Below are 22,039 nucleotides of genomic sequence, written 5' to 3' on the forward strand. Positions count from 1 at the left end.
ACAATTTCTCTGTATATAAATCAAACATAACGCTTGACCAATACATGCAAAATTACTACTGTATAGGCATACAGCATGTATATAAGGACAGTTAATATGATTCATACACAAGCTCACAGTCACTCTTACTCGAAGTACAATGTATTGGCGCAACCAACACAGCCAATGAACATCGCTGACTCTGTCTTGAATCGTTTAGCGGGTCTTTCTATGCAGCAGCAATGGATATTTTTCACCGCTGAATGCCCTCGCCCAGATCACGCACAGTTCGCGGCATCGAATGTGGTCTGTCAAAAGATCATTCAGTTGAAGTCCTCTAATACTCAGTCTGAGCTAGAGATTGTGATTAAAGCCATTCAATCGGGTAATGCCAGCGCTGTGGTTGCTTCAAATCAAATCGACAGCGTAAATAAATCACTACTTAAAGATTTAGCACTATCCCATGGCTGTGAAGTCTTTTTCGTCGAGGGCAGAGTAAACCAGTATCACTAATAAGCTTGACGATTTGCAGCATTGCCTTTCGCCTCTCCATGAGAGGCTTTTTCTTTTCCGCAATCACACCCACGGTACTGACATTCAAACCGCACAATAATGCACAGACAAATTTAGCGATCATTTAGCTCTGGTAGAGACAGAATTTACCCGGTGCAAACTTTTTACGCAAACGATTGCTTTTTATCTGGCGGCCTATGTTAAATGTGGGTATGATGCCAATCAATCGGATAAACTCTCTTTCATGTAAACGATAGGAATGTCTCATGAGCCTCGCAGATCAAGTCCTCGCCGTAAACGACGATCTCCCTATTCGCACTCACAAGCCTGTTCACAGTGGTAAAGTTCGCTCGGTATATTGGTTAACCGAAGCAGACAGCCAACGTCTTATTAAAGAAAAAGGCTATGATGTTGCCCCAGATGCCCCTCTTGCCATTATGGTGATCAGCGATCGCATCTCAGCGTTCGATTGCATTTGGCATGGTGAAGGTGGCCTAAAAGGTGTGCCGGGTAAAGGCGCAGCGCTAAACGCCATTTCTAACCATTGGTTTAAGCTGTTTAAAGACAATGGTTTGGCAGACAGTCATATTCTTGATATTCCACATCCATTGGTTTGGATTGTGCAAAAAGCCAAGCCGATCATGATCGAAGCGATTTGTCGTCAATACATTACTGGCTCCATGTGGCGTGCATATAGCAAAGGTGAACGTGAGTTCTGTGGTATTGAGCTTCCTGATGGGTTAGAAAAAGACAAAGCCCTGCCAGAATTACTGATGACCCCTTCAACCAAAGGTATTCTTAAAGGTATTCCTGGTGTACCTGAAGCCGATGACGTAAACATTACTCGCAAAAACATCGAAGAAAACTTTGCAGCATTTAACTTTAGCAAAGCTGATGACATTGCTTTGTATGAGAAGCTGTTAAGCGAAGGCTTTGGGGTGATTAGCAACGCTCTGGCTGAAGTGGAACAAATCTTTGTCGATACAAAGTTCGAGTTTGGCTATGTGCACGATGCCGAAGGCAATGAAAAACTGATCTATATGGATGAAGTCGGTACGCCCGATTCCTCGCGCATTTGGGATAAACAAGCGTATCAACAAGGCAACATTGTCGAGAACTCGAAAGAAGGTTTCCGTCAATTCCTATTGAACCACTTCCCTGACCCAGACATCTTGTTGAATAAAGATCGTATGCCGGAACGTGAAGCATTGGCTCGTAACAATGTACTGCCACTTGAGGCTTTAATGGATATCTCAACGACCTACACTGCGATTGCTGAAAAGATTACCGGCAAAGCCATCACGTTAAGTGATAATCCGAAGCAAGAAATTATCGATATTCTTGGCTCTCAGTACGGTTTAATCGATTAGTTCTGTACTGATGACTCTTCATCATCAAGTTCACTAAGTCGAACCACAACTGAATCATAAACGCGCTGACACTTAAGCGCGTTTTTTATTGCTCACCGTTTAGCACTTCCCACGCGAAAGCATTTGAACACACCACGCGTTAAGCGATTGCGTTAAACCTTCTGCCTTCGCTTAAGTTCAGTCTATAATAGCCACTTGTACCGCCTATTTACTGCCCCTTATGGATTTCATTGCCCTTTCTCGTATTAGCCTTAAGCACTTAACCGTGTTGCATGTCATGCTAACCACTCACAGTGTCACTAGCACCGCTAATACGTTATGCGTCACACCATCAAGTGTAAGTAAAACCATGGCGCAATTGCGAGAGCAGTTGAATGACGAACTGTTTTATCGCGATGGTTCGCAACTCGTCCCAACGCCATTTGCGCTAGGTATTGCCGCACAAATTCATAAAATTTTGGCCAGTATGAATGGCATACTGCATCAAGGCGAATTTAATCCTGCACAGTTCAATGGCTCAATAGCGCTTTCGATGCGTGAAAGCACCTTTGAACTCTTTGCGGGTAAAATCAGCCTGATACGTGAGCAGCTGCCGCAGGCGAATCAAATCAATGTTTATGCTAAAGAACAAATGAGCTTCGATTCGCTGATTCGCGGTCAAGTAGACTTTATGATCTTGCCTCATGATATCAGTCAACCACCGACGACAAGCCGTGAATTGGTATGGCAACAATTACTCAGTGATGAAATGGTCTGCTTAATGAACCCCGCTCACCCGCTGGTCGAAAAAACATTAACCACCGAAGACTATCTTGCCTACCAACATATTGGCATTCAAGATCGCGATTTGTCTGAGCCTTACTTTGAGCAAAACCTCAAGCAGCAACACGGCACACGAAGAGTCGCGATGTCGGTGGCAGACTTTGGCGCTGCCGCTGTTATGTGTCATCACTCCATGTATCTATTGACGTGCTCTAAAATGTGGGCGCAACATGCGTTTCAAGCAAAGGGGTTGGTACAAAAACCACTTCCTTTTGAATATGGTAAAGTTGCTTATAGTTTAGTGTGGAATGAGGTCAGTTTGAACGATCCCGCACTACAATGGTTGCACGCAATATTAGTGGATTAGTCGGGAAGGTGCCGGAATAGCGGGAATAGCGGGAATAAAAATACGGCATGGTCAGCACCATACCGCATTTATTCAATCTGGTTGTCGAAGGACATCTGTTCAACTAGATGCCGCTTCTACATATAGACACTTGGCAGTTGTAAGGTATGCGGTACGCGAGATTGTAACGCATGATGGAAACACTCCATCTGCTGCTTACTGCACTTATCCCACGTCAATGCTTCACCTATCACGCCATGATGTTGAAAAGCATTGAGACGAATAGTCACTTCCAGCGGCAAGCGATTAATCAACTCAGACACCGCATTAACTTCGCTATCTAAATCGCTTTTACCCGGAATATGCAGTAAACGAAGTTCGTGCAACTTTCCAGCTTCTGCGAGTAACTGAATCGAAGCAATGACCTTGTGATTATCACGTCCTATCAACCACAAATGCGTGTCATTCTGCCACGCTTTAAGATCGATCATCGCGCCATCTAAATAAGGCATGACCCGTTGCCAACCCGTCGCACTCAAATGACCATTACTATCGATAAAACAACTAAGATGCTGTAACGTCACGTCAGCTTTTATCGCTTTAAAAAGTTCAATGATAAACGGTAATTGTACCGTTGCCTCTCCACCCGAAATCGTAATACCACTGATAAAAAATTGCTGCTTGCGAATGATCGCGAGCATCTGCTCAACGGTGTAATGCTTAACCTTCGGATTCGACTTATTGCCGCAGACATCGACGCATTGATCGCAGTGAGTACACTTAGCTTCATCCCAAACCACTTTAGGTTTTAAGCCGTGCAGTTCACTTGTGCTAAACGTCAGCGCCCCTGTAGGGCAACCATCAACGCAGTCACCGCAATGATTGCAGTAATTGATCGTATGAGGGTTATGACAATTGAGGCAATTGAAATTGCAACCTTGAAGGAAAATGACCAGGCGATTGCCTGGTCCATCCACACAGGAAAAGTTCAAAATACGACTAACGATTGCCGGCTTGTTGAACGTGTGACTCATAGTAATTAACGGTAAGTTGGTGACATTTCCATGCTTACCACACGTGGTGCACGGTCTAAGATACCGGTTCTTTCTGACGCTTCTGCGCCCAACCAAGTGGTATTGGTACGTGAACCACATTCAGAAAATTTTGCGATGTCAGACAGCTTCACCATATAACCCGTAACACGAATCAAATCATTTGATGCTACGTTAGCAGTGAACTCGCGGTAGCCAAGTGCTAGCGCACCTTTACATAGATTAAACATCGCTTCTGGGTTTGATTTAACCGTTTCATCGATGGTTAAAATATCGCTGATACCAGAAGTGTAGTATTGGTGATGACCAACCGTTGCTTGTACGTAGCTCACTGGATCTGGCTCAGTACCGTATGGAATACGTACGCCCGGAGTCACACCTTCATCTAGGCTAATGCCACCTTGTGCATGTAATAATGCACGACCTTCTAGACCAAATTTCACCGGTGAGTTTTCAACAATCTGTGCTAGCTTAGCCGAAATGCGGTGACCCAGTTGGTTTGCGATCTCATCTTGACCATAACGCGCTGCGGTCTCTTCTTTCGTCAGCAGTGTATCCACCGCTTCTGCCATGCCGTAAATACCAAACATTGGCGCAAAGCGTGACTCTTCAATCAAACCTTCTTTGGTTAGGAAACCTTCGAAGAAGTTAGATTGCTCGTGCAGGTAGCTACTACGTGCATCCATCAGTTCAATCATCAAAGCACAATAGCTTGGTAATACGTTCTCAATAAAATCATCACTGTCACTTGCTTTCGCTGCAGCTTGTTTTAAGTTCATACGCACTAGCGTGTTTGAACCACCAGCAAGTGGTAGCGAGTTATAACAGCTTACAATGCCGAATTTCTTGTCGCCATACGCTTGAGCGTGCATCGGGTAGTTTGCGATGTGCGGTTTGCTGCACTCACAGATATTTGCTGCGGCTTGGCGTAACAAATCATCAGGAGTAATCGCAGGATCGTACATAAAAGTCAGGTTTGGTGCGATTTGCTTTAGCTCTGCGTCTACTTTAAGAATGGTACGGCAAATAATATTGTCCGCAGGACCAATATTCACGTGCATAAACGCATCTGGCAAAGTGCGATCCAGCATGATCCAGAAGCGCTTAAGCTTGGTGTAAATTTGCTCGTCAGTTAGATCGCCCACAAATGGCATCAGTACATCATCAAGTTGACCAAGATATACAGGAATGTTAGTCACTGACGGTACGTGGTGATAGATAATCGTCAGCAGGTTCAGTGCGTCATCAAAATCTTCTGCCGCCGATAGTTCAAGGTATTCAGAACCATTTTGTAAGAATTTCGCATAATCAGGCAGTACATAACGAGGCTTAAATGGCGCATGACCTTCAAACATGTCACATAAAACACCCTCTTCCATTGCTTTAGCAATTTCATTTGAAATTGGCATATAAGGCAAGTTTGCTTCTGCTTCTAAAGCTAAGAACTGATTCTTTTGCTTAGGGTTAAGGTACGCATCGGTCACGATTGCGTGAATACGTTGTTGAAAAGCGTTAAGAGAGTTGGACATGGTGTATTCCTTATAATTTTCATGGATTTTAAGTCGCGCAGACAATGTCCACAATTGAAATTAAAAGAAAGACACTTTTCCATTTTGGAAAAATGCCTGTTGCTTTATGTCTTTAACCAATCAATAAAAAGCCCGGTGATTAAACCGGGCTTCAGGATAGGCAAGGTAGAACAATTCATCACAACTTAAAGCGGCGAATCTCACTTTCTAGCTCATGAGACAGTTCAGACAATTTCACGGCTTGCTCTGCTGCGACATTGGCCTCTTCCGCCAACTCAAACGAGACGTCACGAATACCAACCGTATTACGAGTAATTTCAGAGGTCACTGATGCTTGCTCTTCAGCCGCTGACGCAATTTGCGTTGCCATATCACTGATAGATTCCACAGTAGTGTGAATTTGCGCCAAACTCACTGCCGCTGCATCTGCATCTGTCACGCTGGTATCAGCCAGCATACGGCTATCACCCATGATATTCACCGCGCGCGCTGTGGTGGCTTGCAGTGTTTCAATCATTTGTTGGATCTCTTGCGTTGAAGAGTGAGTGCGCTGACTCAACACTCGCACTTCATCTGCAACCACTGCAAAGCCGCGACCTTGCTCACCCGCTCGCGCCGCTTCAATGGCGGCATTTAATGCCAACAGATTAGTTTGTTCTGCAATACCTTGAATCGTCGCAAGAATAGAATTAATGCTGTTGCCGTGGCTTTCAAGTTCTTGAATAACTTGTGTCGCCACCACCACTTCTTGTGCGAGATTTTGAATCGAGCTTTGCGTTTGCGTTACTTGTGTTGAGCCATGCGTACATGCGCCCACAGCTTGCGTAGCATTTTGCGCAGTGTTTTCTGCATTACCGGCAATTTCTTGTGTCGCGGCAGCCATTTCGTTAATTGCCGTCGCGACCATATTGATCTCATCTTGTTGGGTACGAATGCGAATACGGCGATCTTCAGCTTGCTTTGCCGTATCGCTCGCTTGACCATTTAGCGCCGTAGAAACACTGCTCAATGTTGTCACCATTTGGTGCATATTGCCGACGAAAGTATTGAAGCTTATCGCCAAACGACCCACTTCATCTTGGCTATGTGGTACAAGACGCTGAGTGAGATCCGCATCACCAGAGGCAATTTCATCTAAGGCTTTGGATACACGCAGAAGATCACGGAATAGGAAGCTAACTAACCATGATACGGCAAAAGCGACAAACGCAGTGATCACTAGCGCCGTCAAGATAAGCTCTTGCAGCAATTCACTGTGCCCCGCTTGTTCCGTCTCACGATCCATTTCAATCGCGAACATCCAATCGGTGTCTGGAACATTTTTAAAGTAATAGAGTTTCTCTACACCATTTTGTTCGACGATCTCAATATCGCCTGCATTCGCTAAGGCTTCGATCGCTGACAACGTCAACTGAGGATCTAAAGAAGTAACCGGTTTAAGTAGTAAGTTCTTGTTTGGGTGGGCCAAGAAGGTGCCATCTTGTTTATCAATCAGCATCGCATGGGCATTTTTACCCGCATCTAGACTAATCACATCGTTGATAAGTTGATCGAGCAACACATCTGAAGCGACAACACCAATCTGTTTACCATTAATACGCACGGGCTCTGCGATAGACACCAACAATGCACCAGTAATGGCATCTTGGTATGCCGTGGTGATAATCTGGCGTCCTGCATTATTAGCGTCAATATACCAAGGACGAGTACGTGGATCGTAATCAGCGCGATTGCGTTCAGGATGCGAGCGATACATATCTCCGGCAGGCGTACCTAAGAAAATGTCATCAAAACCGCCTGCGATACGTGCTTGTTGCAAAAAGGGAACCACATCCGCTTCGGTACTATAAGCATTAAACGCAGATGTAATATCGCGACGAACACTGATCCAATCGGAAATACCAACTGCCGCGGTATTTGCGAGGCTCTCAGCTCGAGAATACATGCCATTGCGCGTTTGTTGATAAAGTTGGTCAGCAGAAAGCCAAGTCAGTGCACTCGCCATTAGCATGACCGCTAATAGGCTTGCACCAATCAATTTTTGTTTTAGTGACAGGTTCATTTTGTTTTCTTATCGCTATGGTGATTTTCGTGATGAAGGTAACAGAAAGTCGATGTTTGGAATTTTAGACGCAAAAACAGGTAGTTGCACGGGCTATTACAACAAATAGTTTCTATCATTAATAATGTGACTTGATACGCAACTACATCAGTATGGCTAGAGAGGTGCACAACCAAGAAGATCGTGAAAAGCGAAGGAGGAAGACTAAGAATAACAGCCAGAAAGAATATTGGCAGACAATAGCAAAATGTCTATGCCAACGAATAACTAGCGCACTATGCGTAAAGAGAGCTCAGTTAGCCTTGTTTTTTAACCAATCTAACATCTCTTTACCATAAATCACTTCTGTTTGTAGATGGAGTACTAAGAGAATCGCAAAAGCAGCCGCACACAAAACATTAACTCGCTTAGTGTAGCGTTTTTTATTGTATTCCCCATAAGCAACAATCTGTACCACCACCAGTACAAATGGGTAGGCAATAACGAGAATAAGCAGCCATCCCAAATAGATCGACATGGCCATTTCAGTTAGCTGTCCATTAGGCATTATGCTTTCCTGCTAAAAAATCGCTCACGACAGCGTAACAAATGCACTCCACTCGCGTTGCGAGTCACTTACGCTTTTGACGCTGTCGATAGCAAGGTACCCGCGCCGATAAAAACACCACCGGTCACGCGATTAAACAGTTTTGCCCTACCCTTTGCAAAAAGCCAATTTGAGGATTTAGCCCCCAACAAGGCATAGATAGCAAGCCAGGAAAATTCCATGATCATAAAGGTGGCGGTAAAAATTATGTATTGAGCCAAAAGTGGTGCGTTTGGGTCGATAAACTGGGGAAACAAAGCAGTAAAAAATAGAATCGCTTTAGGATTACTGCTGCCCACTATAAAACCGGAAATATAGTGTTTAACTGGCGCTAGCTCTGACGTCTCTTGCTCTTCGCCCAATTGGTACTCTTGCTCTTTGGACAAAATCGCTTTAATACCTAGATATATCAAATACGCAGCTCCGGTGTATTTAATGATATTAAACGTCAACTCTGATGAGGCGATAACTAAGCCAAGCCCAGTAAATGATAAGGTTAAGATAATCGTAATGGCCGTTAAGCTGCCAAGCGCGGTATAAACACCGATGCGAAAACCTTGCGTGACACCTTTAGTCATGCAAAGTAGTGAACTTGGGCCCGGAGAAGCCGTCAAAATAAGAATAGCGACCAGATATAGTGTCCAAGTCTCCAAGCTCATCGACGAACTGAGTTGCATAAAACTGTTCGATAATGTAAATGATGACATAACTCTCTCCCTGTGAGTTTCCGCATTACTTCCTGTAATACTGATAATCCCTAAATTCAACAAATTTTACGGCGCTTGTCTATAAGACGTAGGTCTATAAACACCCGCCATAAAATGGCTTTATCGGGGCTCTTTCATAATGCTTCTGTCATAGCGTTTCTTTCATAAACGCACACTAAAATATTCCAGACATAAAAAAACCGAGCCCTTGAGCTCGGTTCTTATTTATGCTTTTCAATTACGCTTCAGAATCATCTTCTGCAGTGTCATCTTCAGCTGAATCGTTTAATTCAGTGTTCGTCACTTGCGGTGCTTCTTCCGATGCTGTTGCTTCTACAACTTCACCTTCTTCGCCCTCAAGCAATTCAACTTCGTCAATTTCATCAATGCGTTGCAGACCAACTACGTTTTCATCAGCTGCAGTACGGATCAGAGTCACACCTTGGGTATTTCGGCCTACTTGGCTTACTTCCGCCACGCGTGTACGAACAAGCGTACCTGCGTCAGTGATCATCATCATCTCATCGCCTTCCTCAACTTGAACAGCACCAACTACAGGGCCATTACGTTCAGAAACTTTGATAGAAACAACACCTTGTGTTGCACGACCTTTAGTTGGGTACTCAGAAAGTTCCGTACGTTTACCGTAACCATTTTGCGTTACTGTTAGAATGTCACCTTCATTTGAAGGAACAATCAACGATACTACTTGGTCTTCGTCAGCCAGTCTCATACCGCGAACACCCGCCGCAGTACGACCCATAGCACGTACTTTATCTTCGCTAAAGCGAACAACTTTACCTGCTTTAGAGAACAGCATGATGTCGCTTTGACCATCAGTAATGTCAACACCAATCAAAGAGTCGTCATCACGTAGGTTCACTGCGATCAAACCGTTTGAACGTACGTTAGCGAACTGGTTCAGAGGTGTCTTCTTAACCGTACCGTCACCAGTAGCCATGAAGATAAACTTATCAGCACTGAATTCAGACACAGGTAGAATTGCCGTAATACGTTCACCTTCTTCTAGAGGAAGAATGTTAACGATAGGCTTACCACGAGCAGTACGACTCGCTAGAGGCAATTGGTATACTTTCAGACGGTACGTTTTACCACGAGTAGAGAAACATAAGATGTTATCGTGAGTATTGGCAACAAGCAGACGCTCGATGTAATCCTCTTCCTTCATCTTCGTTGCACTCTTACCTTTACCACCACGACGTTGAGCTTCGTAGTCACTTAGGATTTGGTACTTAACGTAACCTTCATGAGATAGCGTAACCACAACGTCTTCACGTGCAATCAGCTCTTCCATGTCGATGTCATGACTTGCGGCGGTGATTTCTGTACGACGAGCATCGCCGTAAGCTTCACGTACCAACTCAAGCTCTTCACGAATCACTTCCATCAAACGCTCAGTGCTTGCAAGGATATGCATTAGCTCAGCAATTTCTTCTAGTAGTGCTTTGTATTCATCTAGAATCTTCTCGTGCTCTAGACCGGTTAGACGGTGTAGACGAAGTTCTAGAATGGCTTGTGCTTGAGTCTCAGTTAGGAAGTATTGGCCATCACGAATACCGAACTCTGGCTCTAACCAATCTGGACGCGCTGCGTCGTTGCCAGCACTTTCAAGCATCGCTGCTACGTTGCCAAGGTCCCAACCACGAGCAATTAGCCCTGCTTTTGCTTCCGCTGGTGTTGCTGCGTTACGAATCAGCTCGATGATTTCATCGATGTTCGCCAGAGCAAGCGCAAGCGCTTCAAGGATATGTGCGCGTTCGCGTGCTTTCTTCAATTCAAAGATAGTACGGCGAGTCACCACTTCACGGCGGTGGTCAACGAAGCACTTCAACATCTCTTTTAGGTTGAATAGCTTAGGCTGACCATGGTCTAGCGCAACCATGTTGATACCGAAAGTCGTTTGCAGCTGAGTTTGAGCGTAAAGGTTGTTTAGAACCACTTCACCGACTGCATCACGCTTACATTCAATAACAATACGCATACCATCTTTATCAGATTCGTCACGTAGTGCACTGATGCCTTCTACTTTCTTGTCTTTAACCAGCTCCGCGATTTTTTCAATCAAGCGAGCTTTGTTCACTTGGTACGGGATTTCACTAACAATAATGGTTTCGCGACCATTTTTCTCAGTTTCGATCTCCGCTTTTGAGCGCATGTAGATCTTACCGCGACCCGTTTTGTATGCATCGACGATGCCTTTACGGCCGCTGATCAAAGCTGCTGTTGGGAAGTCTGGGCCTGGGATGTAATCCATCAGCTCATCAATCGTAATTTCTTCGTTATTGATGTATGCCAAACAGCCGTCAATCACTTCCGTCAGGTTATGCGGAGGAATGTTTGTTGCCATACCTACTGCGATACCGGAAGAACCGTTTACCAATAGGTTAGGAATTTTTGTCGGTAGAACCGCTGGGATCTGTTCCGTGCCGTCATAGTTCGGTACGAAATCGACAGTTTCTTTCTCAAGATCCGTCAACAACTCACCGGCGATTTTTGACATACGAACTTCGGTGTAACGCATTGCCGCTGCTGAATCGCCATCGACTGAACCAAAGTTGCCTTGACCGTCAACTAGCATATAGCGTAGTGAGAACGGCTGCGCCATACGAACAATCGATTCGTATACTGCACTATCACCGTGTGGGTGATATTTACCGATTACGTCGCCAACAACACGGGCAGATTTTTTATATGGTTTATTCCAATCGTTGCCTAGTACATTCATCGCGAATAGAACGCGGCGGTGTACTGGTTTTAGGCCATCACGCACATCAGGAAGAGCACGACCCACGATGACTGACATCGCGTAGTCGAGGTATGAACCTCTAAGCTCATCTTCAATGTTTACGGGCGTGATCTCTTTAGCTAAATCGCTCATAGAGCCATTATCCCTCTATTTTCAGATCGTAAATACGATTCGTGTAAGGTGCAAAAATATAACATATAAATCGTCACTTCGGCATCACTTTCCCTCTCCTTTTATCAGGTTGTGAGCTTTGTTGTGATTCAACTGCTGAGAATTTGCACACAGTGCATATATGCCGCTGATTAGTGGTTACATTTTCAGCAATTTTGGAGAAAACTTGCTTTGACTATGGAGAGGAAACATTTTGTCGCTATAATGCCAAACGAAGTTTGCCAAATAGATAGATGGATTATGACAAAAACACAAAACGTAGATCCGAGCGAGATCAAAAAGTTTGAAGAGATGGCGTCACGCTGGTGGGATTTAGAGGGTGAATTCAAACCTCTGCACCAAATCAACCCTTTGCGTTTGAACTACGTAATGGAATGTGCGGATGGTCTATTTGGTAAGAAAGTGCTTGATGTTGGTTGTGGCGGCGGCATCCTCGCTGAAAGCATGGCGCGTGAAGGTGCTATCGTCACCGGTTTAGATATGGGTAAAGAGCCACTCGAAGTCGCTCGTCTTCACGCTCTTGAAACCGGCACTAAATTAGATTACATCCGTAGCACTATTGAAGACCACGCGGTTGACCATGCCGGTACATACGATGTAGTGACCTGTATGGAAATGCTTGAGCACGTACCAGACCCACTTTCAGTGATTCGATCTTGTGCTGCATTGGTTAAGCCTAACGGTCACGTTTTTTTCTCCACACTGAACCGCAATATCAAATCATACCTATTCGCGATCGTTGGTGCAGAAAAATTATTGAAAATCGTGCCTGATGGCACCCATGACCACGAAAAATTCATTCGTCCATCAGAGATGATCAAAATGATCGATCAAACGGATCTTATTGAATTAGGCATTACTGGCTTACATTATAACCCAATCACTGGCCGTTATAAGTTAGGCAAGAACGTCGACGTTAATTATATCGTCCACACCTGCAAAACAGACGCTTGATGAACGTTTAACCAATTTGAGGCGGCCGCACAAAATGTCCGCCTTTTTTAATCTTTTTTGCATGTTTTTCGTGCGATTGATTCCACTTTGTACAGCAACTAAATCACACTCAATTTTTCTCGAAGATCAAGATATTTATTTTTGTTTACGGTTAAGTTTAAACCGATTCAAAAACGGTATTTTTATACCTTCAAATCCGGCCTTATTTCGTGAGTTAGTATCCACTTACTGTTTTTTTTGTTTTTGTCAGTTATCCACAAGTCATCCAAGATCTTCAACTTGAAAATCGTCCCCGATAGCACTATCTTGTAACCCGCAGCCAAGATTACCCCTATATCTTGTGTTTGCACTACAATATATAGATAGATTTTGCTCGCAAAGCCGAACACGATTTTACAACAATTACACGAAAATTCGGCTTTAATCAGTTTTGTTAGGGAAAAGAATCAGAATGAACCAACAACTCACCGTCACCAAGCGCGATGGCCGCAAAGAAAATATTGATCTAGAAAAACTTCACCGTGTGATTACATGGGCAGCCGAAGGTCTAGATAACGTTTCAGTTTCACAGGTAGAACTAAAAGCTCACATTCAGTTCTACGACGGCATCACGACCTCTGACATTCACGAGACCATCATTAAGTCTGCAGCCGACTTAATCTCTGAAGAAACGCCAGACTATCAATACCTAGCCGCTCGTCTTGCCGTATTCCACCTACGTAAAAAAGCGTATGGTCAATATGAGCCACCAGCGTTATTCGATCACGTTTCTCGTCTGGTAGAAATGGGCAAGTACGATAGCCACATTCTAGAAGATTACACCAAAGCAGAACTTAATGAGCTTGGTGCTTACCTGCAGCATACACGCGATCTTGATTTTTCATACGCGGCGGTAAAACAGCTCGAAGGTAAATACTTCGTGCAAAACCGTGTTTCTGGTGAGATCTACGAAAGTGCACAGTTCCTATACATTCTTGTATCGGCATGTCTATTCGCGAATTATCCAAAAGAAACTCGTCTTGACTACGTTAAGCGTTTCTACGATGCGACTTCAACATTCAAAATTTCTTTACCTACACCGATCATGTCCGGTGTACGTACCCCTACTCGTCAGTTCAGCTCATGTGTTCTTATCGAGTGTGGTGATAGCTTAGATTCAATCAACGCAACGGCAAGCTCAATTGTTCGTTACGTTTCTCAACGTGCTGGTATTGGTATCAACGCGGGTCGTATTCGTGCGCTCGGTTCTGAAATCCGTGGCGGTGAAGCATTCCACACCGGTTGTATTCCGTTCTACAAATACTTCCAAACGGCAGTTAAATGCTGTTCTCAAGGTGGTGTTCGTGGTGGTGCTGCGACTGTGTTCTACCCAATGTGGCACGGCGAAGCTCGTTCTTTGATGATTCTAAAGAACAACCGTGGCGTTGAAGAGAACCGTGTTCGTCATATGGACTACGGTGTACAGCTGAACAAGCTGATGTACCAACGTTTAGTTCAAGGCGGCAACATTACCCTATTCTCACCATCTGACGTTCCGGGCCTATATGATGCGTTCTTCGAAAACCAAGCGGAATTCGAGCGTCTATACGTACAGTACGAAAATGATCCAGCGATCAAAAAAGAGAGCGTAAAAGCGATCGAAATGTTCTCTTTGCTAATGCAAGAGCGTGCATCAACGGGTCGTATCTACATTCAAAACGTAGACCACTGTAATACTCACAGCCCGTTTGATTCAGAAGTCGCACCTATTCGCCAATCAAACCTATGTTTGGAGATTGCACTACCAACCAAACCTTTGGTTAACGTTGAAGATGACTCTGGCGAAATCGCGCTTTGTACCCTTTCAGCCTTCAACCTTGGTAAAATAAACGAACTGGATGATCTGAAAGAATTGTCTGAGCTTGTAGTTCGTGCCCTAGATGCTCTGCTGGATTACCAAGACTACCCGCTACCAGCGGCGTACAAGTCAACCATGAACCGTCGTACCTTAGGTGTGGGTGTTATCAACTACGCATACTACCTAGCGAAAAATGGCGTGAAATACTCAGACGGCAGCGCGAACGGTCTCACTCACCGTACGTTTGAAGCAATTCAATACTACCTATTGAAAGCGTCTGTTGAGCTGGCTAAAGAGCAAGGCAAGTGCCCACTGTTTGATGAAACAAACTATGCGAAAGGCCTATTGCCTATCGACACTTACAAGAAAGATATCGACCTTATTTGTGATGAAGCACTGCATTACGATTGGGATGAACTTCGCCAAGAAATTATGACTCACGGTCTACGTAACTCTACCCTAACCGCGCTAATGCCATCTGAGACCTCTTCTCAGATCTCTAACGCGACCAACGGTATCGAGCCACCACGTGGTTATGTTTCGGTTAAAGCTTCTAAAGACGGTATCTTGAAGCAGGTTGTACCTGACTTCGTTAACCTAAAAGACAATTACGAGCTACTTTGGAACATCGGTTCAAACGATGGTTACTTACACCTAGTCGGTATCATGCAAAAATTCGTAGACCAAGCGATTTCTGCCAATACCAACTACGACCCAAGCCGTTTTGAAAGCGGTAAAGTGCCGATGACTAAGTTGCTACAAGATTTGCTGACCGCATACAAATATGGTGTGAAGACACTTTACTACCATAACACTCGCGATGGCGCTAAAGACGATCAGAAAGATGCAGTTCAACCTGTAGAAGAAGATTGTGAAGGCGGCGGCTGTAAGATCTAATCTCAGCTCAGTAACTCTATAGAACATTTATTAATAACGAACATACGCCCCTTGAGATTCGAGGGGCTTAAAAGGAATTGAGGCATCATGGCTTACAGTACTTTTAACCATACAAAAAACGACCAACTAAAAGAACCTATGTTTCTTGGTCAATCGGTTAACGTTGCACGCTACGACCAACAAAAATTTGAAATTTTCGAAAAACTGATCGAAAAACAACTTTCTTTCTTCTGGCGTCCAGAAGAAGTTGATGTATCGAGCGACCGTATTGACTACAACAAGTTACCCGATCATGAAAAACACATTTTCATCTCTAACTTGAAGTACCAAACACTGTTGGATTCAATTCAAGGCCGTAGTCCAAACGTTGCCCTACTCCCGCTGGTATCTTTACCAGAGCTAGAAACTTGGATTGAAACATGGTCGTTCTCTGAAACGATCCACTCGCGTTCATACACGCATATCATTCGTAACATCGTTAACGATCCAGGTCTTATCTTCGATGACATCGTTGAGAATGAGCACATTCTGAAACGCGCAAAAGACATCGCTCGTTACTACGATGACTTGATCGAAATGACCAATGATTATCACCGTTACGGCGAAGGGACTCATCAAATCAACGGCGAAGAAGTAAAAATCAGCAAGTACGAGCTGAAGAAGAAACTTTACGTTTGTTTGATGTCCGTGAACGCACTAGAAGCGATTCGTTTCTACGTTAGCTTTGCTTGTTCGTTTGCCTTTGCAGAACGTGAACTGATGGAAGGTAACGCAAAAATCATCAAGCTCATTGCTCGTGATGAAGCACTGCACCTGACTGGCACACAGCACATGATTAACATCTTGCGTAATGGCCAAGATGACTTCTCATTCATGCAAGTGGCTGAAGAGTGTAAACAAGAATGTTTTGACTTGTTTAAAGAAGCGGCTGAGCAAGAAAAAGAGTGGGCTGAATACCTATTCAAAGACGGTTCAATGATTGGTTTGAACAAAGACATTCTATGTCAATACGTTGAGTACATCACTAACGTACGCATGAATGCTGTTGGTCTACCAACGGCTTACCCAGAAGCAACCTCTAACCCAATTCCATGGATTAATGCTTGGTTGTCTTCAGATAACGTACAGGTTGCACCACAAGAAGCTGAGATTTCATCTTACCTTGTTGGCCAAATTGAAAGCGATGCGAAAGCTGACGACTTTAAGGATTTCGAACTGTAATGGCTAAAGTCAAAATCAACGGACTGCATACCATCACGACCAACGCATCTAATACTTTATTAGAAACAATGGAAGCGGCTGGCATGGAAGTCGAATACAACTGCCGAGATGGCCATTGCGGAGCTTGCCGCTGCAAGCTAAGCTCAGGTGAAGTTGAATATGTTGGTTTTGCTATGGCATATACGCAAGAAGATGAAATCTTACCTTGTGTGACAAGAGCCAAAAGTGATGTGGCCTTAGAAGGGGTTGCTTACAAGCTCAAAGAGAAACGTGCTTAACGTTGTTTCTGTTCGATATTATCAATAACAAGGCCAGCGACTGCTGGCCTTGTTATTAATCAAATTTATTAACAATCTATAATCGCTGTATACAGCGTATTGCCAATAGTTCCCACCACTACACCAATTAATCGATATCGACACCTAATAGAAGCTGATCTGCCGTTCCCATTGAGATTGCTTTTCCGGCCACTTCTCGACCGCCATCATCAAATAACGACAAACGAAAACCCATCTCTTGCTGATTCTCGTCTTCCTCAGGAGCACGACGCCAAATCGAATGAACATCATGATATTTGCGGCTCGATGCCTCCCCTAAGATAACTTTTTGACTTGCCACTTGGTACCACACTAAGATCTTCGACTGTTGATACATGCCACCCTCCTTGTGCATTTTGGCAGAAGAACATTCAGTTTAAGATCAAATGAAAATTTTGCCTGTCACAAAAAGAAGAATTATTAAATTATCTTTTAAATTCAGACAAATAGAGCTTAGATGATTTTCTTCTAAGCTCTACACAATTGAGGCAGTTTTAGACTGGATTCAACATTGGATCACGTTAGAAACGTGAGTTTAAAACGCTCTGAGGGATATACATTTCTTTTTCACGCGTCAAAGAACTGTATTGGGCAAACATGGTTTTACTCGATAAATAGCGACGCAACATATCAGCGGCAATCGTCGTGATCAGTAATGCTTGATCATCACGATTATAAACGCGGTTAAACGACAAAGTTTGTCCCCACTCGCCTTCTGGGGTTGCTAAGGCCAAAGTAAAGGTTTTTTCTATCAACTGCCCCGTTACAATCGCAATGTCAGTGGCGCATTTATCTTTGGTTGCTCCTGCCAGAGCGAGTGTTTCCGCTAAAACATCACTTTCATTACCGCCCACGGAAACCTGACCACCCAGCACCCAACCATGACCACAATACTCAGCGGCTTTTTCATTAGAGTGTAACCAGGTTGCTAAGCGGCCCTGTGTTGAACGCTCAGCAACTGAAATAGAAAACTTCTTATCGCTGATCAAATTGCCTACGTGAGCATGCATGGGTTCATCTACACTCACCACACAGCCATCAATCAATTTGAAAATCAGCTGCATCAATTTTAGACGCGTATCTAACTCCCCTTTAGGGCCAAATAATTTGACTTCGATAAACGGTAAATATGAGCGATAACCAAGACTATAACCGGATGGTAATTGCACTTTATCCAGCTTGTCAGATAAAGCAGATTCCGACGTGCCTAAGGTATACAAACGACTGCAATCAAGGCCAAGTACATCACGATGTTGTAACTTCATATCTGGGATGATTTGCTCAAGAGTCATGCGCTTAAATTCGCTTGGCACACCCGGAGTAAAATAAAAGTCGCACTCGTTGATGCGCATTTTAAAACCACATGCCGTTCCTATCGGGTTGTCGAGAAGCGTCGAGCCGACTGGCAGCATAGCTTGTTTGCGATTGCTTTCTGGCATGCTCATACCACGAGAAGCGAAAAAAGCTTCTAGACGCTCTAACCATTGCGGATAGAGTTCAAGATCCACCTCAGCGGCAACCGCAGCGGCTTCCGTGCTGACATCATCACAAGTTGGTCCTAAACCACCATTGACCACGACAATATCGCTGTTAAAACTCAGCATTAACAGTTCTTCCGCAAGTGATCCAAGCGAGTCTCCCACTGTAGAGCGCTTTGTTAATGCGAAACCTTTTTGAAAAAACTGCTCAGACAGCCAAGCTGCGTTGGTATCGACAATATCGCCGTGTAATACCTCTTCGCCAGTGCTTAGCATTGCTATTTTTAACATAACTTTCCTTAAAATAAGAAAATTTAACGACTATCTATTTATATTTTGACAAAAAACCACTATTTTCTATAACGGTATCGTTCAGTAAAATTTCGCTAAATTATTGTTTCTAAGTAGGCGAAATTATTAGATAATTGTGATGATAATCACTAAATATAATAGACGTGGAGTCGTTACGTGCTTAATAAAAACCTCGGTGCTTTGATGTTATCGCTTTCAGCTTGTGCCAATGCTAATGACATAAATGGACACTATGAGTTTTCATATACCGTTGACTCTCAACTTAATGAGCATCTTTATAGCAATAGCTATGGTTATTCACAACCTACAGATGCATTTTCATTAAGTTATGACGACTCACAATTAGATCTCAGTGACCCAGAATTACCAAGATACCTGCAAGTTTCTGATGGTCGTGACTGGCAATACCTTAAAGAACAGACTTATACCGTATTAGGTTTAAGCGTTGTTACCGTCGGTTTGATGACCATGCTACCTGAATCGATCACCAAATGGGATGAAGAAGATCGCGACATCGCCAATCTCGGTAAAAAATGGGCTGATAACGTCAGTGCCGGTCCAGTTTGGGATCGTGATGAACACGTCCTGAATTATGTGATGCATCCGTATTTTGGTGGCGTCTACTACACAGCTGCGCGACATGCCGGTTTTAATGAGTTTGATTCATTCCTCTATTCTGCCGTTTTATCGACTTTTTTCTGGGAATACGGTGTCGAAGCATTTGCTGAAGTCCCATCGTGGCAAGATCTCTTTATCACACCATTTTTTGGTGCTGTAGTCGGCGAATTGATGTTTGAAACTGAGCAAGACATTGTCGCATCCGGTGGCGAAGTGCTTGGTTCCGAAACCATGGGTGATGTCACCCTATTTTTCCTTAATCCTGTCGGCCATATTCATGGTTGGGTTTCTGGCGCATGGGGTGGCAGTGCTGACTTTCAATTTAGCAGCAAACCTTGGTTTGGTAATCAAGACGCGGCCAAGTTTGCCCTAGATGCCGGAGCCAACTACGACAGCCAGTTCTATGGCATGGAACTCAAGGTGACTTTCTAACTCGTCACTCGAGACAATAGCTTTCATATCAAGCGGTTCTACGAACCGCTTTTTTGTGCTTGATATTTGATATTGATAAGCCAGATCTCAAATTAGGGCAAAAAATTGACCTAAATCAAACGCTAGAGCGTGTTGGCTTCTACACTGAATATATCGGCAATACGCTTTGTAAGCACAATTTAGAGCGATTGCGCCCCACTCCGCAAAAGCATTTAGGAGGCAAATTATGACGACAACTTTCATTGCTAACTTCGTCGGTAAAGCGACGCCTGCAACGATTAAACAGCTCGCAGCTGTTACGCATGAAAATGGCGGCAAGTGGTTAATAAGCAAAGTAAACTTTATTGAAGAGCAAGTCGCCGCTGTGATTAAAGTTGAGCTCCCTACTGAAAATGCACAGATCGTTCAAGATGCGTTTAAGCAACAACCTGATTTAATCGTGCAAATTGTTGAGGCCGATAACCTTAAACACAGTGCTGAACGTATTTTCCAATTAAGACTCGATGCCAATGACCGTGCAGGTATTGTCAATGAGATAACCCAAGTGCTAGATGGCCAAGGGATCAACATTCTCGATATGGATTGCCAACGCGTATTCATCGCCGGTGGTGGCGGTATTAGCTCCAGCCTATTCACCTCAACCATCGCATTGCGTTTGCCAAGTGATGTCGAAATAGCCGATGTAGCCAAAGAGCTCGAATCTCTAAGTGAGGATACTCGGGTCATCGTTGAGCAGTAACTGCAACGATTGTACTCTATACCTGTATTTAAAAGCCCGCAAATGCGGGCTTTAGATTAGCGAATACTCCACTGGCTCAGTGTGCGTTTAAAATCTGAATAATCGAATTGATTGATTTTCTCTACTTCGCCATTACTGCGTTGGCAATAAACACTAGGCATACGTAAGCCATTAAACCAATTGAGCTTAACCATGGTGTAACCCGCGCTGTCTAAGATGTGAAGCCGTTGGCCGATCTCAAGTGGAGCGGCAAAACGTGCCACACAAAACTGATCGCCCGCCAAACAAGAACAAGAGCCAATAATGTACTCATGCGCCCCAGATTCATCGGCTTCAAGTAGCGAGGCTGGTTCATTGTAGATCAACGTATCTAAGCGGTGCGCTTCGGTTGCCGAATCGACAATCGCGGTTTTCTTGCCGTTATCGACAATATCCACCACCGTGACAACTAAGTCTGTTGTTTGGGTAATGATTGCCTCACCCGGCTCCAAATAAAGTTGCACCCCATGTTTGGTTGAGAACGATTTCAATGCCAAGGCTAACTTATCGATATCATAGCCCGGCCATGTGAAGAAGACCCCACCGCCTAAGCTAACCCAGTCCAACTTATCTAAATACGCACCGAAATTAAGTGATATTGCGTCTAAAAGAGCGATAAACGCATCAACATCTTTGTTCTCACAGTTCATGTGGAACATCACGCCATTAATTGAATCAAACACCGCAGGGTCGATATGATCAGTTTGTACACCTAAGCGAGAATACTGACGAGCCGGATTCGCGAGATCTTGGCCTGCATAGCTAACACCGGGATTCAAACGTAAACCCAGTGACGCTTTACCTTCGACAATATGGCGATAGGCGGCAAGTTGAGACTGTGAGTTAAAAATCATCTTATCGCAGATATCTGCCACATCACGCACATCATCTTCACTGTAACCAACACTATAGGCGTGCGTTTCCCCCCCAAAAGTTTCATAACCTAACTTCACTTCGTAGGGCCCGGAGCTTGTCGTGCCATCAAGATAAGGTTTGATAATGTCAAATACGCCCCACGTTGAAAAACACTTCAACGCCAAGACTAACTTTACGCCGGACGCTTCTTTTAGGCGCTTCGCTTTTTCTAGGTTTTCTATTAACTTATCTTCGTTAATCATGAAGTAAGGGGTTTTAAATTCGTTCTGCTGCATATAAACCTTTCTCGCCTTCTGTTTGTATGAAGGAGCTATATGTGTTTGTTGTTATTCCAGATCATCTCTCAAACATAAGTGCGAATCTTCCCCCTAAGAGCAAGATCCCGTATCACGCTCGCGCCTCGCTGCACACGAAGACCAATGACAGAGAAATATTCAATCTAACCACCGTCGTCATTTCAGATTGTGCTCTAAGT

Annotated in this window: 18 protein-coding genes; 9 read left to right on the plus strand and 9 right to left on the minus strand. The window is 44.0% G+C overall.

The features are described 5' to 3' along the window. The first annotated feature begins 96 nt into the window (after window positions 1-96). The 3 genes from RH86_RS09580 to RH86_RS09590 all read left to right on the plus strand — a co-directional run bounded on the left by RH86_RS09580 (window position 97) and on the right by RH86_RS09590 (window position 2,991). On the plus strand, window positions 97-492 hold the full coding sequence (locus RH86_RS09580) for a SulA-like leucine-rich domain-containing protein (protein WP_005598635.1): 396 nt from the start codon (window positions 97-99) through the stop codon (window positions 490-492). Between the two features lie 266 nt (window positions 493-758). Further along, window positions 759-1,862: a phosphoribosylaminoimidazolesuccinocarboxamide synthase gene (locus tag RH86_RS09585; RefSeq protein ID WP_009386008.1), complete on the plus strand. Its 1,104-nt coding sequence runs from the start codon at window positions 759-761 to the stop codon at window positions 1,860-1,862. 220 nt (window positions 1,863-2,082) lie between these two features. Then, a complete protein-coding gene (locus RH86_RS09590; protein ID WP_083163375.1) occupies window positions 2,083-2,991 on the plus strand; it encodes a LysR family transcriptional regulator in 909 nt (302 codons plus the stop codon). Between the two features lie 116 nt (window positions 2,992-3,107). Here RH86_RS09590 and RH86_RS09595 read toward each other — a convergent pair whose 3' ends face one another. The 6 genes from RH86_RS09595 to gyrA form a co-directional block, all read right to left on the minus strand. Then, window positions 3,108-4,004, minus strand: a complete 897-nt coding sequence (locus tag RH86_RS09595; RefSeq protein WP_086026440.1) for a YjjW family glycine radical enzyme activase — start codon at window positions 4,002-4,004, stop codon at window positions 3,108-3,110. 5 nt (window positions 4,005-4,009) lie between these two features. Then, a complete protein-coding gene (locus tag RH86_RS09600; protein WP_009386012.1) occupies window positions 4,010-5,551 on the minus strand; it encodes a YjjI family glycine radical enzyme in 1,542 nt (513 codons plus the stop codon). A 178-nt stretch (window positions 5,552-5,729) separates the two neighbouring features. Then, on the minus strand, window positions 5,730-7,613 hold the full coding sequence (locus RH86_RS09605) for a methyl-accepting chemotaxis protein (protein WP_009386013.1): 1,884 nt from the start codon (window positions 7,611-7,613) through the stop codon (window positions 5,730-5,732). Window positions 7,614-7,905: 292 nt separating this feature from the next. Further along, on the minus strand, window positions 7,906-8,160 hold the full coding sequence (locus tag RH86_RS09610) for a hypothetical protein (RefSeq protein ID WP_009386014.1): 255 nt from the start codon (window positions 8,158-8,160) through the stop codon (window positions 7,906-7,908). 68 nt (window positions 8,161-8,228) lie between these two features. Next, window positions 8,229-8,858 (minus strand): LysE family translocator, encoded by a 630-nt coding sequence (locus RH86_RS09615; protein WP_038219529.1) that lies wholly within the window; start codon window positions 8,856-8,858, stop codon window positions 8,229-8,231. Between the two features lie 286 nt (window positions 8,859-9,144). After that, entirely contained in the window at window positions 9,145-11,805 is a 2,661-nt protein-coding gene (gene gyrA / locus RH86_RS09620) for a DNA topoisomerase (ATP-hydrolyzing) subunit A (RefSeq protein WP_009386016.1), read from the minus strand. 279 nt (window positions 11,806-12,084) lie between these two features. Between gyrA and ubiG the strand changes: the two genes are divergently transcribed. The 4 genes from ubiG (at window position 12,085) to yfaE (ending at window position 17,031) form a co-directional block, all read left to right on the plus strand. Continuing rightward, complete coding sequence (ubiG, locus tag RH86_RS09625; RefSeq protein ID WP_009386017.1) at window positions 12,085-12,798, plus strand: bifunctional 2-polyprenyl-6-hydroxyphenol methylase/3-demethylubiquinol 3-O-methyltransferase UbiG; 714 nt, start codon at window positions 12,085-12,087, stop codon at window positions 12,796-12,798. A gap of 451 nt (window positions 12,799-13,249) precedes the next feature. Further along, window positions 13,250-15,532 carry a class 1a ribonucleoside-diphosphate reductase subunit alpha gene (gene nrdA, locus RH86_RS09635; protein WP_009386019.1) on the plus strand — a complete coding sequence of 761 codons (2,283 nt, stop codon included), beginning with the start codon at window positions 13,250-13,252 and terminating at the stop codon, window positions 15,530-15,532. An 87-nt stretch (window positions 15,533-15,619) separates the two neighbouring features. Beyond that, entirely contained in the window at window positions 15,620-16,753 is a 1,134-nt protein-coding gene (gene nrdB, locus RH86_RS09640; RefSeq protein WP_005598612.1) for a class Ia ribonucleoside-diphosphate reductase subunit beta, read from the plus strand. Further along, window positions 16,753-17,031 carry a class I ribonucleotide reductase maintenance protein YfaE gene (yfaE, locus tag RH86_RS09645; protein ID WP_009386020.1) on the plus strand — a complete coding sequence of 93 codons (279 nt, stop codon included), beginning with the start codon at window positions 16,753-16,755 and terminating at the stop codon, window positions 17,029-17,031. The genes nrdB and yfaE overlap by 1 nt, the downstream gene beginning before the upstream one ends. Window positions 17,032-17,158: 127 nt before the next feature. On the opposite strand, the gene RH86_RS09650 is transcribed toward yfaE, so the two are convergent. Both RH86_RS09650 and RH86_RS09655 read right to left on the minus strand, forming a co-directional pair. Beyond that, window positions 17,159-17,407: a hypothetical protein gene (locus tag RH86_RS09650; protein ID WP_009386021.1), complete on the minus strand. Its 249-nt coding sequence runs from the start codon at window positions 17,405-17,407 to the stop codon at window positions 17,159-17,161. 184 nt (window positions 17,408-17,591) lie between these two features. Next, window positions 17,592-18,839 (minus strand): CinA family nicotinamide mononucleotide deamidase-related protein, encoded by a 1,248-nt coding sequence (locus RH86_RS09655; protein ID WP_009386022.1) that lies wholly within the window; start codon window positions 18,837-18,839, stop codon window positions 17,592-17,594. A 177-nt stretch (window positions 18,840-19,016) separates the two neighbouring features. On the opposite strand from RH86_RS09655, the gene RH86_RS09660 reads away from it, so the two are divergent. Together RH86_RS09660 and RH86_RS09665 are read left to right on the plus strand one after the other, a co-directional pair. Next, window positions 19,017-19,910, plus strand: a complete 894-nt coding sequence (locus RH86_RS09660; protein WP_005598605.1) for a DUF3943 domain-containing protein — start codon at window positions 19,017-19,019, stop codon at window positions 19,908-19,910. A 226-nt stretch (window positions 19,911-20,136) separates the two neighbouring features. Next, entirely contained in the window at window positions 20,137-20,649 is a 513-nt protein-coding gene (locus tag RH86_RS09665) for a glycine cleavage system protein R (protein WP_009386024.1), read from the plus strand. A 56-nt stretch (window positions 20,650-20,705) separates the two neighbouring features. Here RH86_RS09665 and nspC read toward each other — a convergent pair whose 3' ends face one another. Then, complete coding sequence (gene nspC, locus RH86_RS09670) at window positions 20,706-21,839, minus strand: carboxynorspermidine decarboxylase (RefSeq protein WP_009386025.1); 1,134 nt, start codon at window positions 21,837-21,839, stop codon at window positions 20,706-20,708. Between the last annotated feature and the right edge of the window lie 200 nt (window positions 21,840-22,039).

The organism is Vibrio sp. N418 (assembly GCF_000222565.1).
GTDB lineage: Bacteria > Pseudomonadota > Gammaproteobacteria > Enterobacterales > Vibrionaceae > Vibrio > Vibrio scophthalmi.